The sequence below is a fragment of the Pedobacter sp. genome, assembly GCF_031119335.1.
GTDB lineage: Bacteria > Bacteroidota > Bacteroidia > Sphingobacteriales > Sphingobacteriaceae > Pedobacter.
Genome location: NZ_JAVHXT010000002.1, coordinates 286,951 through 302,896, shown reverse-complemented (window position 1 = coordinate 302,896; position 15,946 = coordinate 286,951). Strand labels below are relative to the sequence as shown.

Below are 15,946 nucleotides of genomic sequence, written 5' to 3'. Positions count from 1 at the left end.
GGCATAGAGGCCTAACGTGGGCTAATTTTTCCATATTTTGTCCACATCAAAATAACATGGGTCAATTATTTGATTTTTGGCCCGCGTTATTTTTTTGAACTTTAATTATGTTTAGTTGTGATATTAATTTGCTCAGCATCTTCTTTCTTTAAGCTGCCAACATTAATAAGCAGCTCAATTAAATCATTATTGAAGTAGTAATTTTCTTTCCCAATCTTGTTTTTTGTAATTAAACCGGTTTCGCAGAGTTGATCAAGGTGCCTCCCCGCAGTCTTTCTAGCTATTCGAAGGTCATTTTTAATAAATTCAATTTTTGTATAAGGATGCTTAAAAAGACTATTGATTAAATCTTGTGAATAAATTTTGGGAAGTTCAGAGCGGATTTTTTGTTTATGAACTACCATCAATTTTCTAATTTCTTTAATGATATATGAGGTTTGCAAAGCGGTCTCTTCTACAGCATCTAACATATATAATATCCACGGCTCCCAATTATTGGTTTCTCTAGTTTGTTGTAGCAACCGATAATAAGTTGATTTGTTTTGGTTGATATATCTACTTAAATAAAGTATAGGTAGTTTAAGCAAATTTTCTTTTACAAGATAAAGAATATTGATGATACGACCAGTCCTTCCATTTCCATCATAAAAGGGATGGATACTTTCAAACTGATGGTGAATAATTGCCATCTTCACAACTGGGTCTAAATCTGTAAGTGCTTCATTATTAATGAATGCCTCAAGATTGCTCATTAAATCAATAATTTTGTCCAATTCTTGCGGCGGAGTATATACGGTTTCACCTGTTTGATCATTCTTTAGCGCTGTTCCAGGTACTTTTCTAAATCCAGCATCATTTTCTTCAAGTAAAGCTTGTAACTTAAGAATATGATTTGTTGTAATTAATCCACTTTCTCTTACTTGATTAAATCCTTCCAAAAGAGCTTGGGCGTAATTATAAACTTCTTTGGCTGCATGACTTGTGAATTGACGGGTGATGCTATCACTAGTGTAAAGCTCGTCATGAGTGGTAACGATATTTTCAATGGCTGAACTATCTTTTGCTTCTTGTAATGATAGCGTGTTCAATATTATTCGTTCGTTTGGAATACTTTCCGCTACTCCATTTAATCCTGCTAATGCTGCACGAACTGTATTAAGCCTTTTTAATACTGCCTTTGTTTCTACATCTTGCTTTAAAGGCAATAATGGAATTTGATGTATTTTGGCCATTTATGTTTTTATTAAATAACGTGGGCTAATTTAGGCTTTTTTTGTCCATATCAAAATAACGTGGGTCAATTATTTGGTTTTTGGCCCACGTTGTTTGGAAAATATAATTACAGATTTTCCATCTATCGGTCGGTGCCTTACTGACCAATAGTGGAAATGTAGTTGGCACTTGTCGTCATTTCAAGCGCAGTCGAGAAATCTTTAGAATGTGTTTGGAGAGCTTTTTTATTTAATATCCAAAGTTTATTGCGTAGTCATTGATTCTCCATTACGCTGCGTTCCAGCCGAAATGATGTTGGAAAGAGCAAGGGTTTTGCCATCCAAACCCGATTAAGCGGATTAGCCCACAGCCGAAGTGCAACGAAGGCGAGGACTATGAGCGAAAGCGGGGCTGACGTAAATAGGAGCAATTGTACTGCTTTTCTAATTATTTAACGTGAGTTCGGGATAAGAAAAATGTCACCGCTTCGCGGTTAAAATAGCTGATTTTATAAATTCTCTATCATAATATCAGTCCATCGGACTTAAAAGCAACCACGAAGTGGTAAAATTATACTAGAAAATAAATTAATAAATGATAACAGAACCCTGGAAGGGTGATATTATCTTTATATCAAGCTTAACCCGAACTCACGTTATTTAGGAAAATTTTGTAGAAATCGAAAGCTAAACAGATTACGCCAATTGCTACAAAGATGTACCAGTGCTTTTTAAAATAGCCGTTAACCATTTGTTTGGTTTCTACTTCTTTTTCGTGGGTGTATTTAAAATAAAAGCCTAGTGCGATTAAGGCAATGGATGAAAGTAAACTGAAGATTAACTCAGAACTCATTGTGATGTGATATAAAAAAGGCTCCCAAAAATTGGAAGCCTTTGTATTTTGTCCTCGAAAGGGAATTTGTTATGCTAATAACGTAACCGGAGCTTCTAACAATTGCTTTAACGTTTGTAAGAAAGCTGCACCAGTTGCGCCATCTACTACACGGTGGTCGCAACCTAAAGTTAATTTCATTACGTTTCCAGGTACTACGGCACCATTTTTAACCACAGGAACCGCTTGGATAGCGCCCACAGATAAAATAGCTCCGTCTGGAGAGTTGATGATTGAAGTAAACTCATCGATACCGAACATACCTAAGTTAGATACGGTGAAAGTTGAGCCTTCCCAATCTGATGGTTGCAATTTCTTAGCTTTTGCTTTAGCACCATATTCTTTAACCTCAGCAGAAATGTGAGATAAAGATTTGCCATCAGCAAAGCGAACTACAGGAACCAATAAACCATCTTCAACAGCCATAGCTACACCAATGTTAGTATGCTCGTTGAAACGTATTTTATCGCCACCCCATGATGAATTCACGGCTGGGTGTTTTTTCAATGCTACGGCAACCGCTTTAATTACGATATCGTTGAAAGAAACCTTTACAGGAGCAACAGTGTTGATTTGCGTACGAGCAGCCATTGCGTTGTCCATATCAATACTAATACTTAAGTAGAAATGTGGAGCTGTAAATAAACTTTCGCCCAAACGTTTAGCAATTACTTTACGCATTTGCGAAACTGGTTTCTCTGTATATTTTTCTTCGCCAACATAAGTTGGGATTACTGGAGCAGCAGCAGCTTTTTCAGATGAAGCAGGTGCGGCATCAGCTTTAGCAGCAGGAGCAGCCGATGGCGTAAAGTTCTCGATATCTTTTTTAATGATACGACCACCTTCTGCACTACCAGCAACTTGTGCTAAATCAATTCCTTTATCTTTTGCAATTTTCTTAGCCAAAGGCGATGCAATGATACGACCACCATTTGAGTTAGAAACAACTTGCGCTCTCTCTTCTTCTTTTGGTGCATCAGCAGCTTTGCTTTCTGTTTTAGGCTCTTCTTTGCTTTCTGATTTTGCAGGAGCAGGAGCATCGCCACCAGCTAAAATAGCACTAACGTCAGTTCCTTCTGGACCAACGATAGCAATAATGCCGTTAACTTTAGCAGCTTCACCTTTGTTAACACCAACGTGCAATAAAGTTCCGGTTGCGTAACCCATTACTTCCATAGTCGCTTTATCAGTTTCTACGTCAGCTAAAATGTCATCGTCTTTAACTTTATCACCTACTTTTTTATGCCATTCAGCAATTACACCTTCAGTCATGGTATCGCTTAACAAAGGCATACGAATTACCGTAATTCCTTTAGCAGAAAGTTCTGCTTCGCTTAAACCACCACCTTGAGCAGGAGCTGCTTCTTTTTTCTCTTCTGCTTTTGGAGCTTCCTCTTTAGCTTCTGCTTTTGCAGCGCCACCAGTTTCAGCTTCCAACGCAGCTTTATAGTCTTCGCCTTCTTTACCAACAACGGCCATTACAGCATCAATTGGAACCGCTTGACCTTCTTCTACGCCAATATATAATAAAGTGCCATCCCAATATGAATCCATGTCCATAGTTGCTTTGTCTGTTTCAACTTCTGCTAAAACATCGCCACTTTTAATTTTATCGCCTACCTTTTTGTGCCACTTCGCCAAAACCCCTTCGGTCATGGTGTCGCTCATTTTGGGCATCTTAATTACTTCAGCCATCTATATATCTTTATTTGAATGCTTGTCTTAAAAATTAAACTTCTTGGAAAGGATAGTTCTTGTCTACGTAAATATCCTCGAACAACTCTTCTGGTTGTGGCCAAGGAGATTCTTCAGCAAATTTTACCGATTCGTCAACAATACCTTTTACTTTTTCTTCAATTTCGGTAATCCAAGCTTCATCAGCATATTTTTCTTTAAGGATAACCTCTCTTACTTGCTCAATTGGATCTTTTGCTTTGTACTCTTCTAATTCTTCTTTGGTACGATATTTAGCAGGGTCTGACATAGAGTGACCTCTGTAACGGTAAGTTCTCATTTCTAAGAAAGTTGGCCCTTCGCCAGCACGAGCACGTTGAATAGCTTCATCCATTGCGTTGTGTACTGCAACTGGATCCATACCGTCAACTGGTGCGCATGGCATATCAAAACCTAAACCAATTTTGTAGATGTCCATCATGTTAGTAGTACGTTCTACCGAAGTACCCATTGCGTAACCGTTGTTCTCGCAAACAAAAACTACTGGAAGTTTCCACAACATTGCCATGTTGAATGACTCGTTTAAAGCTCCCTGACGAACAGCGCCATCGCCCATGTAGCAGATGTTTACGTTGTTAGTACCTTTATATTTTTCTGCGAAAGCGATACCAGCACCTAGTGGCATTTGCCCCCCTACGATACCATGACCTCCGTAGAAGTTATGCTCTTTACTGAAAATGTGCATAGAACCGCCTTTTCCTTTAGAGCAGCCAGTTACTTTGCCATACATTTCGGCCATGATGCTGTTAGCACTCATACCTAAAGCTAAACCATGAGCGTGATCTCTATATGAAGTAAGCATCGAATCGCCTTTTTGCATTGCAGAGATTGCTCCCGCAACTACGGCCTCTTGACCAATGTATAAATGGCAAAAACCTCTGATTTTTTGCTGACCATAAAGTTGTCCAGTTTTTTCTTCGAACTTGCGCATCAGCAACATCGATTCAAACCACTTCAAATAGGTATCTTTATTAATTTCTACTGCACTCATGTTTTGATGATAAATTTTTATTTACGAGAGCAAATCTAATTTATTTTCTTGGATTTTTGTATATCTACCAATGTAAAAACATCATGAAGCACTAATTAAACCCACTGTTGTACTGCTTTTTATACCATTTTTAGAAATGGTAAATTTTACGCTAATCATTTTGTGTTGATTTACTAAAACTTAAAGCCTTTCAAAACAGAAATTTAATTTTGTGTTAAATTGGTTTAGCCTAATTTTTAACTTCGATGCTAGGGGCAAGCTTTTTTATTGTAAAAAGATTAAAAAAAAGGAATGCAGAGGTAGCTGAATACTCAAAATGTTAATAACTTGAAATTTTTAACATTTTAATTTTGGATAAAACAATGTGAAGCTTTAGTTTTGTGGCGCTAACAATAAGCCCCCGTGGTTGACCGTTAAGTGTAAGTGTTGTTTACCCAAACTTAATTGTATAACATGATTAAAAAGTTTTTGTTTTCTACGTTAATCGTTCTCTCAGCTTTTTCGGTAGCATTTGCCCAAAGCAAAAGCAAAGAAGCTGCCAAGGTAGAAGATCCAGACAATTTAGCTTCGCAATATTTTTCGCAAGTGATGGGTGTTGCTGTAGATGCAACTTCAAACCTAAAATTATATAAGTTTATTTACGAATGGATTGGTACTCCTTACCGTTTTGGTGGTAACACTAAAAAAGGTATAGATTGTTCTGCTTTTACAAAAGCCATTTACGATAAAGTTTTTAAAACAGATATTCTACGTAACTCACGTGATATTTTTAGTATGGTAAATCCATTGTCTAAAGATGAGTTAAAAGAAGGTGATTTAGTTTTCTTCAAGATTAAAAGCCGCAGTATTTCTCACGTTGGTGTTTACTTGGGAGAAAATCGTTTCGCACACGCATCTAGTTCTAGAGGTGTAGTAATTAGTAACTTAAACGAGCCTTACTACAGTCGCTATTTTTATAAAGGTGGCAGAATTATTGAGCCAGGTGAAGGCGGAATTGTAGAATAATCTGATTTACAATTTTAGATTTACGATATTAGATTTATCCTTTCCGTAATCGGGAAGGATTTTTTTTGTAATATGATGAAGAAAATTTTTGGATTGCTTGTCGGTGTTGCTCTTGTCTACCTGATGTTGAGTTGTCAGAACAAGCCTGCCGAAACTGAACAAGCAGTAACTAAAACTGATACACCCGCGGTTGCGAAACTGAAAGACACCATCAGCATTGTTGCCGTTGGCGATATCATGTTGGGTTCTGCTTTTCCAAGTAAGTTAAATTTGCCGCCAGATGATGCGATAAACAGTTTCAAGGAAGTAGATACTTTTCTTAAAGGCGATGTGGTTTTTGGAAACCTAGAAGGATGTTTCCTAAACTCGGGAAATTCGTCGAAGTGCAAAGGTATTAACCCAAACAATTGCTATGCTTTCCGAATGCCAGATCGTTACGCCGGTATATTCAAAAAAGCTGGCTTTAATGTGCTAAGCGTAGCCAATAACCATGTTGGCGATTTCAACAGCCGCGGAAGAAAAAATACTGCGAAGATTTTAGATTCGCTTCAAATCAGCTATGCTGGGCAATTAGATAAACCCTTCGATTTATTTACCATTGACAGTGTGAAGTATGCTTTTGTAGCTTTTGCCCCTAATGAGAATACCGTTGACATCAGAAAAATTGATAGCGCTAAATTATTGGTGAAGAAGTTAAAAGAACAAGCGGATATTGTTATTGTATCTTTTCATGGCGGCGGTGAGGGTGCAAGGTTTGAGCATGTAACACGTAAAACGGAAATCTTCTACAAAGAAAATCGTGGTAATGTTTATGCCTTTTCTCATGGAGTGATAGATGCCGGAGCAGATGTGGTTTTAGGTCACGGACCTCATGTGACCAGAGCAGTGGAAGTGTACAAAAACAAGTTTATTGCCTACAGTTTAGGTAATTTCTGTACTTATGGTATGTTCAGTTTAAAAGGACCAAATGGCATTGCGCCATTGCTTGAAATCAAGTTGAATGCTAAAGGTGATTTCCTTTACGCTGATGTTGTTTCTGTAAAACAAGATAAAATCAATCGCTTAACTGTTGATGAAACTCAGGCTGCATTTAAGAAAATTAAAGCACTTACTGATATCGATTTTAAAGGTCATGGATTAAAGTTCGAGAACAATAGAATATCCTTAAATGAAGAATAAACTAACCATACATTATGTAATTGTAGTTGCAGCTTTTGCGATAGTTATTGGAGCGGCTTATAAGCTGTATCAAGATCAAAGTCAATATCGGTCTTTACTCCTTACTATTGTCGCATGTTCAATAGTTGGCGTTGGGCAGATTTTCATTATCCGACAGAAGAAGAAATCCGCAAACGAGTAAGGCTCTTAAGCTACATCTTTGGTGTTCTTCACTAATCCAATTCCCGACATAAAGAAGATTAACCCAATGATACCCACTACAATGAGTTCTCGGTTGCCTACATTGTGATTTACAAAACCCCAACCAGCATAGATTAAACCGATAATGCCGAGTATGGTTAATATGGTTCCAAAAGTCCGTTTTACGTTCATGGTTATTAATTAATCCATCTAATAACACGTTTGGTGAAATTTTGTTTCGAACGTCACTTGCACAATTTCAAGAGGGGTTTAAAATATCATCTAAAACCCTAGTTCCGAAGGGAAAATTTCCAAAATCACTAATAACAAGCTTCTTTTCCCCGTAAGGTTTCACAATTTGGTAAGGCGCATATACCGATGGGGTGTTAGGCAGCTGGGTTTTGCCTTCGTGGTAAATAGGTGCTACTATCCACGCTTCTTTAGGGTAGCTATTTTCTTTGTAGCCAAATAATCCCCAGGTTTTTATTTGTAGTGCGCTATCTGCCAGCAAAGTGATGGTAATTACATATTTGTTATGCAGAAAATAGCAAACAGCTAAAAACAATACGCTCGAAAATAATGTCATCCCAATTTGAAATAATCTGCCTTTTAAAATTGAGCCAAATTCGCGAACCAATTCTTGCTCGTTCATTAAACTAAGCATGTAAACGGTGAATACTATAATCGAAAAGCAGAGGACACTAACTCCCCAAATTTTAAGTAGATCCTGCTTTGCATTAAAAATAACATCGCCTGACTTAACACTAAGCGCTTTTCTATGTAAAGCCCAAATTTGGTCTTGTCGTTCTTTCTGTGCTGTTTCTTCCTCTTGTTTTTTTTGCTGTAAATATTGCCGGTATTCTTCTTTACTCCGCTTTTTCTGAGGATTTTCTTTCATATTTGGTAGGTTTTAGTGGTCGATGTGCAGTATAGAGATTGTGTTGGGCTGGGGGCCTTTCTGCTACTTCATCCAACTTTGTTTACAGTTTGTACAATATTCATATAGATAAATGGTTGCTGCTTCTTGCGGCTTAATTTCAGTTCGTTTACTAAGCAGTCCATTGCTTGCATACTCCAATAGTTCTTCATAAACTAGTTCACCATGGGCATAGCCTGTAATTTTTACAATTTGCCCTTTAATGTTATACTGCCAGTTAGTAACAAATTGCTTTTCCTTTTCTTGCGAGTAATGTGTTTCTTGCACTAGTTGTCCCTTAGCGTTGTAGGTATAATCGTACCAGCCACGAGGCACATCAACAGGTTTACCGTTTTTATCTGGCATTCTTACTTTAATGTTGGCTTTTATCACTTTCCCAAGCTTGTTGTAAACGTAGGTGTAGGTGCTTGGGTCTATTTCTATAATCGATTTTTTAAGTAATTTGCCCTGGTTGTTGTAAGTGTAACTCACTTTGTAATTTTCTTCACTTACGTGATTGTTTACGTTTTCAAGAGTTAATCTTCCATTAGCATATTTGTAACCGATTTCTGCAATTGTGGTACTGTCGCCATTAGCATTTGTGCCTTTTTCGGATAATGCAATAGGTAGCCCTTGAGTTCCATATTCGAGTGTTCTGTTTAGTGTTTTTTCATCAAAGGCAATCATATATTCTTGACATATTTTTACTTGAGCAGCGGCATTTTTAGCATAATCTGCTTTAGTAGGTGGAAAAGGATAATGATAAAATTGCGCATTAAGATTTAAACACGAAAAAATTAAAACTGAGGTTAAAAGAGATTTCATAGGATATGTTTAAAATCAAGAAAAAAGTTTTATGAAATTAATATAAGCATTGTTAATTACACTCCGTATATATGGGTATTTTAGAAACAAAAGCTCTAATTCTGCTAATGCTGATTATTTTTTAGTATCATTGGATATCAAACTTAAATGATATGGATTACATTGGCTACGGCGTATTGGCATTTGCGCTAATTATTCTTTTCAGTTCTTTCGTAACTGTTAAACAAGGAACAATTGCGGTGATTACTATTTTTGGTAAATATCAAAGATTGTTGCGTCCGGGTTTAAGCTTAAAAATTCCATTAATTGAGGTAATTCACTCTCGAATTTCTATTCAAAATCGTTCGGTTGAGCTTTCTTTCCAAGCGGTAACCCAAGATCAGGCAAATGTGTATTTTAAAGCGATGTTGCTTTATTCGGTACTCAACCACGATGAAGAAACCATCAAAAACGTAGCCTTCAAATTCGTAGATTCGAACAACTTGATGCAGGCTTTAATTCGTACCATAGAAGGTTCAATACGTGCTTATGTAGCTACGCAAAAGCAAGCAAATGTATTAGCACAGCGTAATGAAATTGTAGAACACGTAAAGCATCAAATAGATCAGGTTTTAGAAAGTTGGGGTTATCATTTGCAAGATTTGCAGTTAAACGATATCACTTTCGATGAGGAAATTATGCGCTCGATGAGTAGAGTAGTAGCTTCTAACAACTTAAAAGCTGCTGCGGAAAACGAAGGTCAGGCGCTGTTAATTACTAAAACTAAAGGTGCAGAAGCTGATGGTAATGCTATTAAGATTGCAGCAACGGCAGAGCGTGAAGCAGCGCAATTGCGTGGACAAGGTATTGCTTTATTTAGGGAAGAGGTTGCTAAAGGTATGACCAATGCCGCTCACGAAATGCAGCAAGCCAACTTAGATACTTCGGTAATTCTTTTCACCATGTGGACAGAAGCCATTAAACAATTTGCAGAATATAGCGAAGGCAATGTAATTTTCTTAGATGGTAGTACCGAAGGAATGAACAATACGATGAAACAGATGATGGCGATGCAAATGGCACAGAAGGCTAGTCCGGATAAAAAATAAATTATTTGGTTAACTGGTTAATTGTTTAAACTGGTTAATCGGTTAACTGAGAACTGCCAGCTGACTATAGGTCTATTCTCAAGTTAATCGTTTCAATTGCTTTAGCTTCTTCGCCAGTTGGCGATATATTATAAGCACGTAGAATAAACTGATCGGAGTTAAGGATTTCCAATTCTGTGCGCCAACCCCAAGGTTCGGGCATTTCGCTATTGCTATATTGTCCGGTTACCGAAAAACCATTGCTGGTTTCATGCCCTTCTGAGAACATAATGCCGGTTCCCATGTGAAAACTGTCTATCCAACTACAAACGCATTTGCCATTGCCTAAATCGAAGCCCCAAACCATTAAACCTTCGTGAGTTTTTCCGTTAATTACGCCTCTGTATTCGTAGCGGATAAAACGTTTGTTAAGCAGAGCAATAATTTTACTGCTGGTTGGTGATTCATCTGCTAATACATCTTTCTCAAACCAAGTACGTGTACGGCCATCCCAATTGCCAATTAAACTAAGCAGGCGCAAATGTGGGCCGCTTTCCTTTGATAAATCGAATTTACTCTTGCTCATTAATCTAAGATATAAATTTTATGTTTAATTGTTTGAACTGTTTAATCGGTTAACTGAAAACTGTAAATTGCCTACTGAAAACTTTTAACTTTACGGAATGTCGTCACATCATATTGTAAAAGAGAAGCAGGAGCCAGCTTTGTATATCCACGAGTTTGGAGATTTTAACGAAGAATATTTAGGCCAGCTTTTAGAATGGAGCCCCACTTTAATTGTGCTAGCCAGTCAATACGAAAAGGTAGTTTCTTTAGATGTTAAGGTTGATGTCGTTATTGGCAATCTCGAAGCAGGCGTAGAACTTCAAGAGAACATCCGAATGATACCGATGCAGAAAGATGGCATAGCTGATGCGATGGAATTTCTGGTGAAAGAGAAATATCCAGCGGTAAATGTGATCAGTAAAATCAACAGCTTTGATGATTTGACCTGTTATTTGCCCGATATTAACTTGGTGCTTTTTACAGATGAAGCTAAATATTACGCCATAAAAGATGGTTTTAGTGTATGGAAGCCCGCAGGAACTATATTCTTGATTGATATCATCGCTTATTTTGAGGCAGATAATTTGATGCAACGGGACGAAAGGGAGTTTGTAGTGGTAGAGGATGGATTGGTAGCCTTCCGTTTTCAATCACCGTATTTGTTTATTGGAGAAGTTTTGGGTTAATTGTTTGAACTGTTTAATCGGTTAACTGAAAACTGGCAACTGTTTATTGCTTAGATTTGTATTTTAGATTTCACCTCCTTTGGAGGGGTTAGGGGAGGCTTATGATTTACCTAAGAAAAGCAAAAGAAGAAGATTTACCGATTATTAAAACCATAGCTGAACAGACTTGGCCAACTGCCTATGGCAATATTATTTCGCAAGCGCAGATTGATTTCATGCTAGAGAAAATGTACAACAAGGGAGAACTGTTGGGGCAAATGTTAGAGGGCCACCATTTTATTATGGCATCCGAGTTGAAAGAAGATGTTGGGTTTGCGGGTTTTTCTGCCGTTAACTTAGAAACCAAGACTTTCAAACTTCATAAACTTTACGTACTACCAAAAATGCACGGCAAGGGTGTAGGTAAAATCTTGATGAATGAAGTTGTAAGCCTTGTAAAAGCACAAGGTGGTGAGTTTTTACAGCTAAATGTAAATAGGGCTAATAAAGCTGCTAATTTCTATGAAAAGGCCGGCTTCAAAATTAAAGAAACCGTTGACCTTGATATTGGCAACGGTTTCTATATGAATGATTATGTGATGGAGAGGGAGCTAAACTAACTAACAGATTTCTCCTCATTCTTCGTCGAAATGACGAAATTAAACTACTTCAACTTCGGTATTCTGCTTGGTGTATCAGCTCCGCTAATGATGCTTACCGCACTTTTTGCAATGGCTTTAATGGTTGATAAAATATTTTCTACATCCAATGTTTTGTACTCGTCTGTAACTTGGTGATAATGTGGGTCAGAATCTATTTGATCTGTACTGATGGTATGCGCAGGAACGCCCAAAGCAGCTAATGTTGCATTGTCGCTTCTGTAGAATAACTGTTGCTCTTTGTACGGATCTGGATGGAACATGAACTCAGTTCCTTGTAGGTTTTTCTGTAAGATGGTTCCTAAATCAGATTTATCGTAACCTGTAATAAAAGCTGTGTTTTTACCAAACTTACTGTCTTTTCCAATCATTTCGATATTAAACATGGCCACCACTTCATCCGGATTTAATTGCTCAGAAAAGTATTTTGAGCCTAGCATTCCCATTTCTTCACCTGTAAAAGCAACAAAGATTAAAGTACGTTCGTTCTTGTTCAGTTTTTTGTAGTATTTGGCCAAAGCTATTACTGCCGAAGTTCCCGAAGCGTCATCATCTGCTCCGTTCATGATGCTGTCGCCATTTTTAGGTGCAACAATACCCATGTGATCGTAGTGACCAGAGAAAATAACCAACTCCTTAGCTTTAGATTTGCCAGGGATTACTCCAGCAACATTAAATAAAGGCATTTTGGTAACCGAATTTTTTAATTCTATGGTAAAAGTACTGGCGTTTTCTTTATCTAATACAAAAACTACCGCTGGATTTTTATCGTTTTTCAAATCGGCTTCGTCCAAAATCGCTTCCCTGCCAATCATTCCCTTTACACGTTTAAAAGCATCTACAAACTTCATATCTACCAATACCAATTGCCTTTTTCCGCTGCGGGCTAAAGTTCTAAACTGACTGATAAAGTCTTTGCTTTCATCTAACTTGATCCAGCCATCGCTATTGCTTTGGTCAAAAGAAAGATTTTCTGATTTGTTGCCGTACACTAAAACATTTTCATCAGCAATTACTTGTCCATCAATTGTTACTTTAGTAGAAACAGGCTTTAGTTGATATTTATAGAAAGTTTGTCGATAGCCTGTTTGTCCGTCTAGTGGTTTTAAGCCGATTGCAGTAAATTCTTTTTCTATAAAAGTTGCCGCTTTCTCGATGCCTGGAGTAAAAGTGCGACGGCCTTGCATATCATCACTTGCTAATGTTTTAATCAAGTGATCTACGTAGTCTTTGGTGATAATTTTATCGATGTTTTGGGCGTTTGCCGTTAGCGAGGCAACTGCTAATCCGATAGCGAATATGGTTTTTTTCATGTTATATAGTATTGCGTATTGAGATTTTCGTATTGAGATATGATGCCAAAACACGAGTTCAATACTTATTGTGTTTAATTGTTTGCTTATTATTTAACGGCGCTTTCTAGCCATTTATCTCTAAAAGTTTTCATTGCTGGTGTTAAAGTTGCGCCAGTGTTTTCGATTGGCAGCAATTCTAGAGTAGGGTTTTCAATTAAGGTTAATTTCGTTGTTCTTTCTACTCCTTTTCGACTAAAAGTGACGTCAATTGTTTCACCTGGTTGGTGTTTTTCTAGAGCAGCGTCGAAATCTTTTGCATTTTTGATGTCCACACCATCAACTTTTAAAATTACGTCATTGATATCTAAACCAGCGGCGTAAGCAGGCGTGCCAACTAAAGTGGCTGGTAAAGTAAGCTTGCCTTCGTTCTCGTACCAACGATTAATTCCGCTGAAAGCCTTTCCTGCTTTTTCTTTACGTAAAACTAGTCCAGCTTTTAGCAGTAACGATGCATAATCTTCCTTATTGGTTGAGTAGATAAATTCTTTGAAAAATTTAGTGGCAAAAGTTGGGTTTTTAGTTAAAGTTGCCAAAGTTTTCTCTAAATCTGGAATGGTATATGCGATTTCTGGTTTTCCGTAAGTTTTCCAAAGCGCCTTCATGTAATCATCCAAGCTTAGGTTAAAATCACTTCTTAAACGTAAATCTAACGCTAAAGCAACCGCTGCTCCGTAAGTGTAATAAGACGTAAAAATGTTTTGCTGATTAGTTTGATCTACAGCAACGCCTGCATCAGCAAAAACAGCGTACCTACTTGCTTGCACAGGCGAAAAGTTTTTGGCACCAGGAGAATTACTAACTGCATTTACCAATCCATTTAATGTTCTGGTAATACTTTCTAAGGTTCTGAAGCCGGCTCGCTTTAAGGTCAAATTGCCGTAGTATTGGGTAAAACCTTCTGCAAACCAAAGTTCGTCGCTTACATTAGAATGTGTGAAATTAAAAGGTTCTAGCGTTTTGGGGCGTAAACGCTCAACGTTCCAAGCGTGAAAAAACTCATGTGAAAAAGTGCCCAGCAAATTGCTTTCGTTTCCGCCAATTTTTGGGGTGCGCTGTACAATTACGGTCGAGTTTCGGTGTTCCATGCCATCGCCAGCGTAACTTGGATGCACACAATGCAAAAAGTAATAATGACCGAAATCGAAGTTAGGAAGTTCTCCAAATATGGCTTTTTGCTCATCCACTACTTTTTTAAGCATGTTGGCGTAGTTAAAAACACTCATTTCGTCATCGTCAGAATGTGCCATTAAGTGGATGGTTTGTATTTTTCCATCGCTATTTTTAACCTCGAAGCTTGCCGCTTGGTAAGCCGATATTTCTATCGGACTATCCATAAAATATTGGAAATCTTTGGCATGATAAACGCCGTTGCCCAAAGGTTTCAATTGTGTGGCCACTTTCCAGTCGGTTTTGCCAGTATAGTTAAATTTCACGGTTCTTGCACGTTTGTCCATCCCCACTGGGAAAGCAAAAACCGCCGGAATGTTCATGTGCGCATGGGCTTCGTCGAAACCTGCATAAGTGCCATCAATCCAATTGCCGAAAAGTGTGTAGGTAATCTTCACCTTGGCGCTTGGTTTGGCAATTTCAAAAACATCGCCCGCTGGCTGCTTTAAAGCTAGAGCCTTGCCGTTAGCATCAAAAGCTTTAAGACGATAAGCATTTTTCCCGAACTCGTGTGTAGCGTACCTGCCTGGAGATGAACGAGCAAATCTAACCCTTAACGGCGCATTTGTAGGCACGTTCGGAATAGTCATGCTGATCTCCGCTTCATGATGCACCGCATTTGGAAAGCTTACTTCGTAACTGATTTCTTGCTGTGCTTTTAGGTTCACTGCAGCACCAACAAGAAGTGCAGCTAGTATATAATTCTTCATTTGCCTAAGTTTAGGATATGAAGTTAATACTTCGACAGTAAATATTCTGATTTGTGAGCATTTTATTACGGTGGAACTAATAAAAAGCCCTGTTTAAAGTTCACGGCTCACAAAAAAAGCCCATCAATTGATAAGCTTTCCATCTCTGTAAATCGAGCTGTTATTTTCGTGTCAACTTAATAGACATTGTTTTTGTTTCTTTGCCATCTTTGGTGTCGTACATTTCCATTAGTTGATTGTTATCATCTATGATGGTGAACACTTCTCTAAACGGAATTTGTTTTCCTGATGATGCGTCTGTTGCCGTGCCCTTAAAAATCATCGTTTTTTTAGCTTCGTTAAAGGTGCCTTCCGAATACATTAGGCCAGTTCCCATATTGTCTATCCAGGTGCTGATGTAAACTTTCTTCGAATTATCAAAAGCAATTGTGTTCATCCCTTCAAACGGCATTCCATTCATATCTCCTTTGTAGGTAGATTGTTGATACCTATCTCCCAACACCATTTTGGTTTCTGCTTTAATGCCCGGACTGGTTGATGCTACTGAACCATCTGGCGCATAAAATGAAATTGCAGCTTCCCAATTGCCTACAGATTTGCTCAACATCTGATGTTCGTTACCTGGTTTCATATACGCTTCCCAAGCTTTCATCATTGCGGCAGAATCTGCTGGTTCTGATGTAGTGGTATCGGTATCTAAAATAGTAGTGTCTACTGTGGTGCTATCTGAGGTGTTGTCTTTTTTCTCACTATTGCAGGCGGTAAAAAATAATAGCGATAAACCTGCAGCTAATATTGAGTTTTTCATGTTTTCAGGATAATA

At 37.9% G+C, this 15,946-nt stretch carries 17 protein-coding genes; 6 read left to right on the top strand and 11 right to left on the bottom strand.

Annotated elements, in window-relative coordinates:
• Positions 1–101 precede the first annotated feature (101 nt).
• From REI64_RS03505 to pdhA, 4 genes are all read right to left on the bottom strand, one after another.
• A complete protein-coding gene (locus tag REI64_RS03505) occupies positions 102–1,232 on the bottom strand; it encodes a Fic family protein (protein ID WP_308848708.1) in 1,131 nt (376 codons plus the stop codon).
• Positions 1,233–1,851: 619 nt separating this feature from the next.
• A complete protein-coding gene (locus REI64_RS03500; protein WP_308848707.1) occupies positions 1,852–2,064 on the bottom strand; it encodes a hypothetical protein in 213 nt (70 codons plus the stop codon).
• Between the two features lie 69 nt (positions 2,065–2,133).
• Positions 2,134–3,798, bottom strand: a complete 1,665-nt coding sequence (locus REI64_RS03495; protein WP_308848706.1) for a 2-oxo acid dehydrogenase subunit E2 — start codon at positions 3,796–3,798, stop codon at positions 2,134–2,136.
• A gap of 34 nt (positions 3,799–3,832) precedes the next feature.
• Entirely contained in the window at positions 3,833–4,828 is a 996-nt protein-coding gene (gene pdhA, locus REI64_RS03490) for a pyruvate dehydrogenase (acetyl-transferring) E1 component subunit alpha (protein ID WP_267764312.1), read from the bottom strand.
• Between the two features lie 453 nt (positions 4,829–5,281).
• Between pdhA and REI64_RS03485 the strand changes: the two genes are divergently transcribed.
• The 3 genes from REI64_RS03485 (at position 5,282) to REI64_RS03475 (ending at position 7,193) form a co-directional block, all read left to right on the top strand.
• Positions 5,282–5,833, top strand: a complete 552-nt coding sequence (locus REI64_RS03485; RefSeq protein ID WP_308848705.1) for an NlpC/P60 family protein — start codon at positions 5,282–5,284, stop codon at positions 5,831–5,833.
• A gap of 75 nt (positions 5,834–5,908) precedes the next feature.
• On the top strand, positions 5,909–7,012 hold the full coding sequence (locus REI64_RS03480) for a CapA family protein (protein WP_308848704.1): 1,104 nt from the start codon (positions 5,909–5,911) through the stop codon (positions 7,010–7,012).
• A complete protein-coding gene (locus REI64_RS03475; protein ID WP_308848703.1) occupies positions 7,002–7,193 on the top strand; it encodes a hypothetical protein in 192 nt (63 codons plus the stop codon). Before REI64_RS03480 ends, REI64_RS03475 begins: the two co-directional genes overlap by 11 nt.
• Before the next feature lie 5 nt (positions 7,194–7,198).
• Here REI64_RS03475 and REI64_RS03470 read toward each other — a convergent pair whose 3' ends face one another.
• The 3 genes from REI64_RS03470 to REI64_RS03460 all read right to left on the bottom strand — a co-directional run bounded on the left by REI64_RS03470 (position 7,199) and on the right by REI64_RS03460 (position 8,933).
• Positions 7,199–7,384: a hypothetical protein gene (locus REI64_RS03470; protein ID WP_308848702.1), complete on the bottom strand. Its 186-nt coding sequence runs from the start codon at positions 7,382–7,384 to the stop codon at positions 7,199–7,201.
• 67 nt (positions 7,385–7,451) lie between these two features.
• The gene (locus REI64_RS03465) at positions 7,452–8,090 is read right to left on the bottom strand and encodes a hypothetical protein (RefSeq protein WP_308848701.1); all 639 of its coding nucleotides are present in this window, start codon (positions 8,088–8,090) and stop codon (positions 7,452–7,454) included.
• Between the two features lie 63 nt (positions 8,091–8,153).
• A complete protein-coding gene (locus REI64_RS03460) occupies positions 8,154–8,933 on the bottom strand; it encodes a hypothetical protein (protein ID WP_308848700.1) in 780 nt (259 codons plus the stop codon).
• A 152-nt stretch (positions 8,934–9,085) separates the two neighbouring features.
• Between REI64_RS03460 and REI64_RS03455 the strand changes: the two genes are divergently transcribed.
• Positions 9,086–10,021: an SPFH domain-containing protein gene (locus REI64_RS03455; RefSeq protein WP_308848699.1), complete on the top strand. Its 936-nt coding sequence runs from the start codon at positions 9,086–9,088 to the stop codon at positions 10,019–10,021.
• A gap of 64 nt (positions 10,022–10,085) precedes the next feature.
• Here the strand turns inward: REI64_RS03455 and REI64_RS03450 are convergent, their stop codons facing one another.
• On the bottom strand, positions 10,086–10,586 hold the full coding sequence (locus tag REI64_RS03450) for a DUF1579 family protein (protein ID WP_308848698.1): 501 nt from the start codon (positions 10,584–10,586) through the stop codon (positions 10,086–10,088).
• Positions 10,587–10,683: 97 nt separating this feature from the next.
• On the opposite strand from REI64_RS03450, the gene REI64_RS03445 reads away from it, so the two are divergent.
• Both REI64_RS03445 and REI64_RS03440 read left to right on the top strand, forming a co-directional pair.
• Positions 10,684–11,253 (top strand): thiamine pyrophosphokinase, encoded by a 570-nt coding sequence (locus REI64_RS03445; RefSeq protein WP_308848697.1) that lies wholly within the window; start codon positions 10,684–10,686, stop codon positions 11,251–11,253.
• A 101-nt stretch (positions 11,254–11,354) separates the two neighbouring features.
• Complete coding sequence (locus REI64_RS03440; RefSeq protein WP_308848696.1) at positions 11,355–11,852, top strand: GNAT family N-acetyltransferase; 498 nt, start codon at positions 11,355–11,357, stop codon at positions 11,850–11,852.
• 44 nt (positions 11,853–11,896) lie between these two features.
• On the opposite strand, the gene REI64_RS03435 is transcribed toward REI64_RS03440, so the two are convergent.
• The 3 genes from REI64_RS03435 to REI64_RS03425 all read right to left on the bottom strand — a co-directional run bounded on the left by REI64_RS03435 (position 11,897) and on the right by REI64_RS03425 (position 15,931).
• Positions 11,897–13,204: a M20/M25/M40 family metallo-hydrolase gene (locus tag REI64_RS03435; RefSeq protein WP_308848695.1), complete on the bottom strand. Its 1,308-nt coding sequence runs from the start codon at positions 13,202–13,204 to the stop codon at positions 11,897–11,899.
• An 89-nt stretch (positions 13,205–13,293) separates the two neighbouring features.
• On the bottom strand, positions 13,294–15,123 hold the full coding sequence (locus REI64_RS03430; protein WP_308848694.1) for a PDZ domain-containing protein: 1,830 nt from the start codon (positions 15,121–15,123) through the stop codon (positions 13,294–13,296).
• A gap of 160 nt (positions 15,124–15,283) precedes the next feature.
• A complete protein-coding gene (locus tag REI64_RS03425) occupies positions 15,284–15,931 on the bottom strand; it encodes a DUF1579 domain-containing protein (RefSeq protein WP_308848693.1) in 648 nt (215 codons plus the stop codon).
• Positions 15,932–15,946 lie beyond the last annotated feature (15 nt).

Bases quoted from the DNA above. Each gene is read 5' to 3' on its own strand.
- REI64_RS03505 (WP_308848708.1), bottom strand. From the start codon at position 1,232: ATGGCCAAAATACATCAAATTCCATTATTGCCTTTAAAGCAAGATGTA.
- REI64_RS03500 (WP_308848707.1), bottom strand. From the start codon at position 2,064: ATGAGTTCTGAGTTAATCTTCAGTTTACTTTCATCCATTGCCTTAATC.
- REI64_RS03495 (WP_308848706.1), bottom strand. From the start codon at position 3,798: ATGGCTGAAGTAATTAAGATGCCCAAAATGAGCGACACCATGACCGAA.
- pdhA (WP_267764312.1), bottom strand. From the start codon at position 4,828: ATGAGTGCAGTAGAAATTAATAAAGATACCTATTTGAAGTGGTTTGAA.
- REI64_RS03485 (WP_308848705.1), top strand. From the start codon at position 5,282: ATGATTAAAAAGTTTTTGTTTTCTACGTTAATCGTTCTCTCAGCTTTT.
- REI64_RS03480 (WP_308848704.1), top strand. From the start codon at position 5,909: ATGAAGAAAATTTTTGGATTGCTTGTCGGTGTTGCTCTTGTCTACCTG.
- REI64_RS03475 (WP_308848703.1), top strand. From the start codon at position 7,002: ATGAAGAATAAACTAACCATACATTATGTAATTGTAGTTGCAGCTTTT.
- REI64_RS03470 (WP_308848702.1), bottom strand. From the start codon at position 7,384: ATGAACGTAAAACGGACTTTTGGAACCATATTAACCATACTCGGCATT.
- REI64_RS03465 (WP_308848701.1), bottom strand. From the start codon at position 8,090: ATGAAAGAAAATCCTCAGAAAAAGCGGAGTAAAGAAGAATACCGGCAA.
- REI64_RS03460 (WP_308848700.1), bottom strand. From the start codon at position 8,933: ATGAAATCTCTTTTAACCTCAGTTTTAATTTTTTCGTGTTTAAATCTT.
- REI64_RS03455 (WP_308848699.1), top strand. From the start codon at position 9,086: ATGGATTACATTGGCTACGGCGTATTGGCATTTGCGCTAATTATTCTT.
- REI64_RS03450 (WP_308848698.1), bottom strand. From the start codon at position 10,586: ATGAGCAAGAGTAAATTCGATTTATCAAAGGAAAGCGGCCCACATTTG.
- REI64_RS03445 (WP_308848697.1), top strand. From the start codon at position 10,684: ATGTCGTCACATCATATTGTAAAAGAGAAGCAGGAGCCAGCTTTGTAT.
- REI64_RS03440 (WP_308848696.1), top strand. From the start codon at position 11,355: ATGATTTACCTAAGAAAAGCAAAAGAAGAAGATTTACCGATTATTAAA.
- REI64_RS03435 (WP_308848695.1), bottom strand. From the start codon at position 13,204: ATGAAAAAAACCATATTCGCTATCGGATTAGCAGTTGCCTCGCTAACG.
- REI64_RS03430 (WP_308848694.1), bottom strand. From the start codon at position 15,123: ATGAAGAATTATATACTAGCTGCACTTCTTGTTGGTGCTGCAGTGAAC.
- REI64_RS03425 (WP_308848693.1), bottom strand. From the start codon at position 15,931: ATGAAAAACTCAATATTAGCTGCAGGTTTATCGCTATTATTTTTTACC.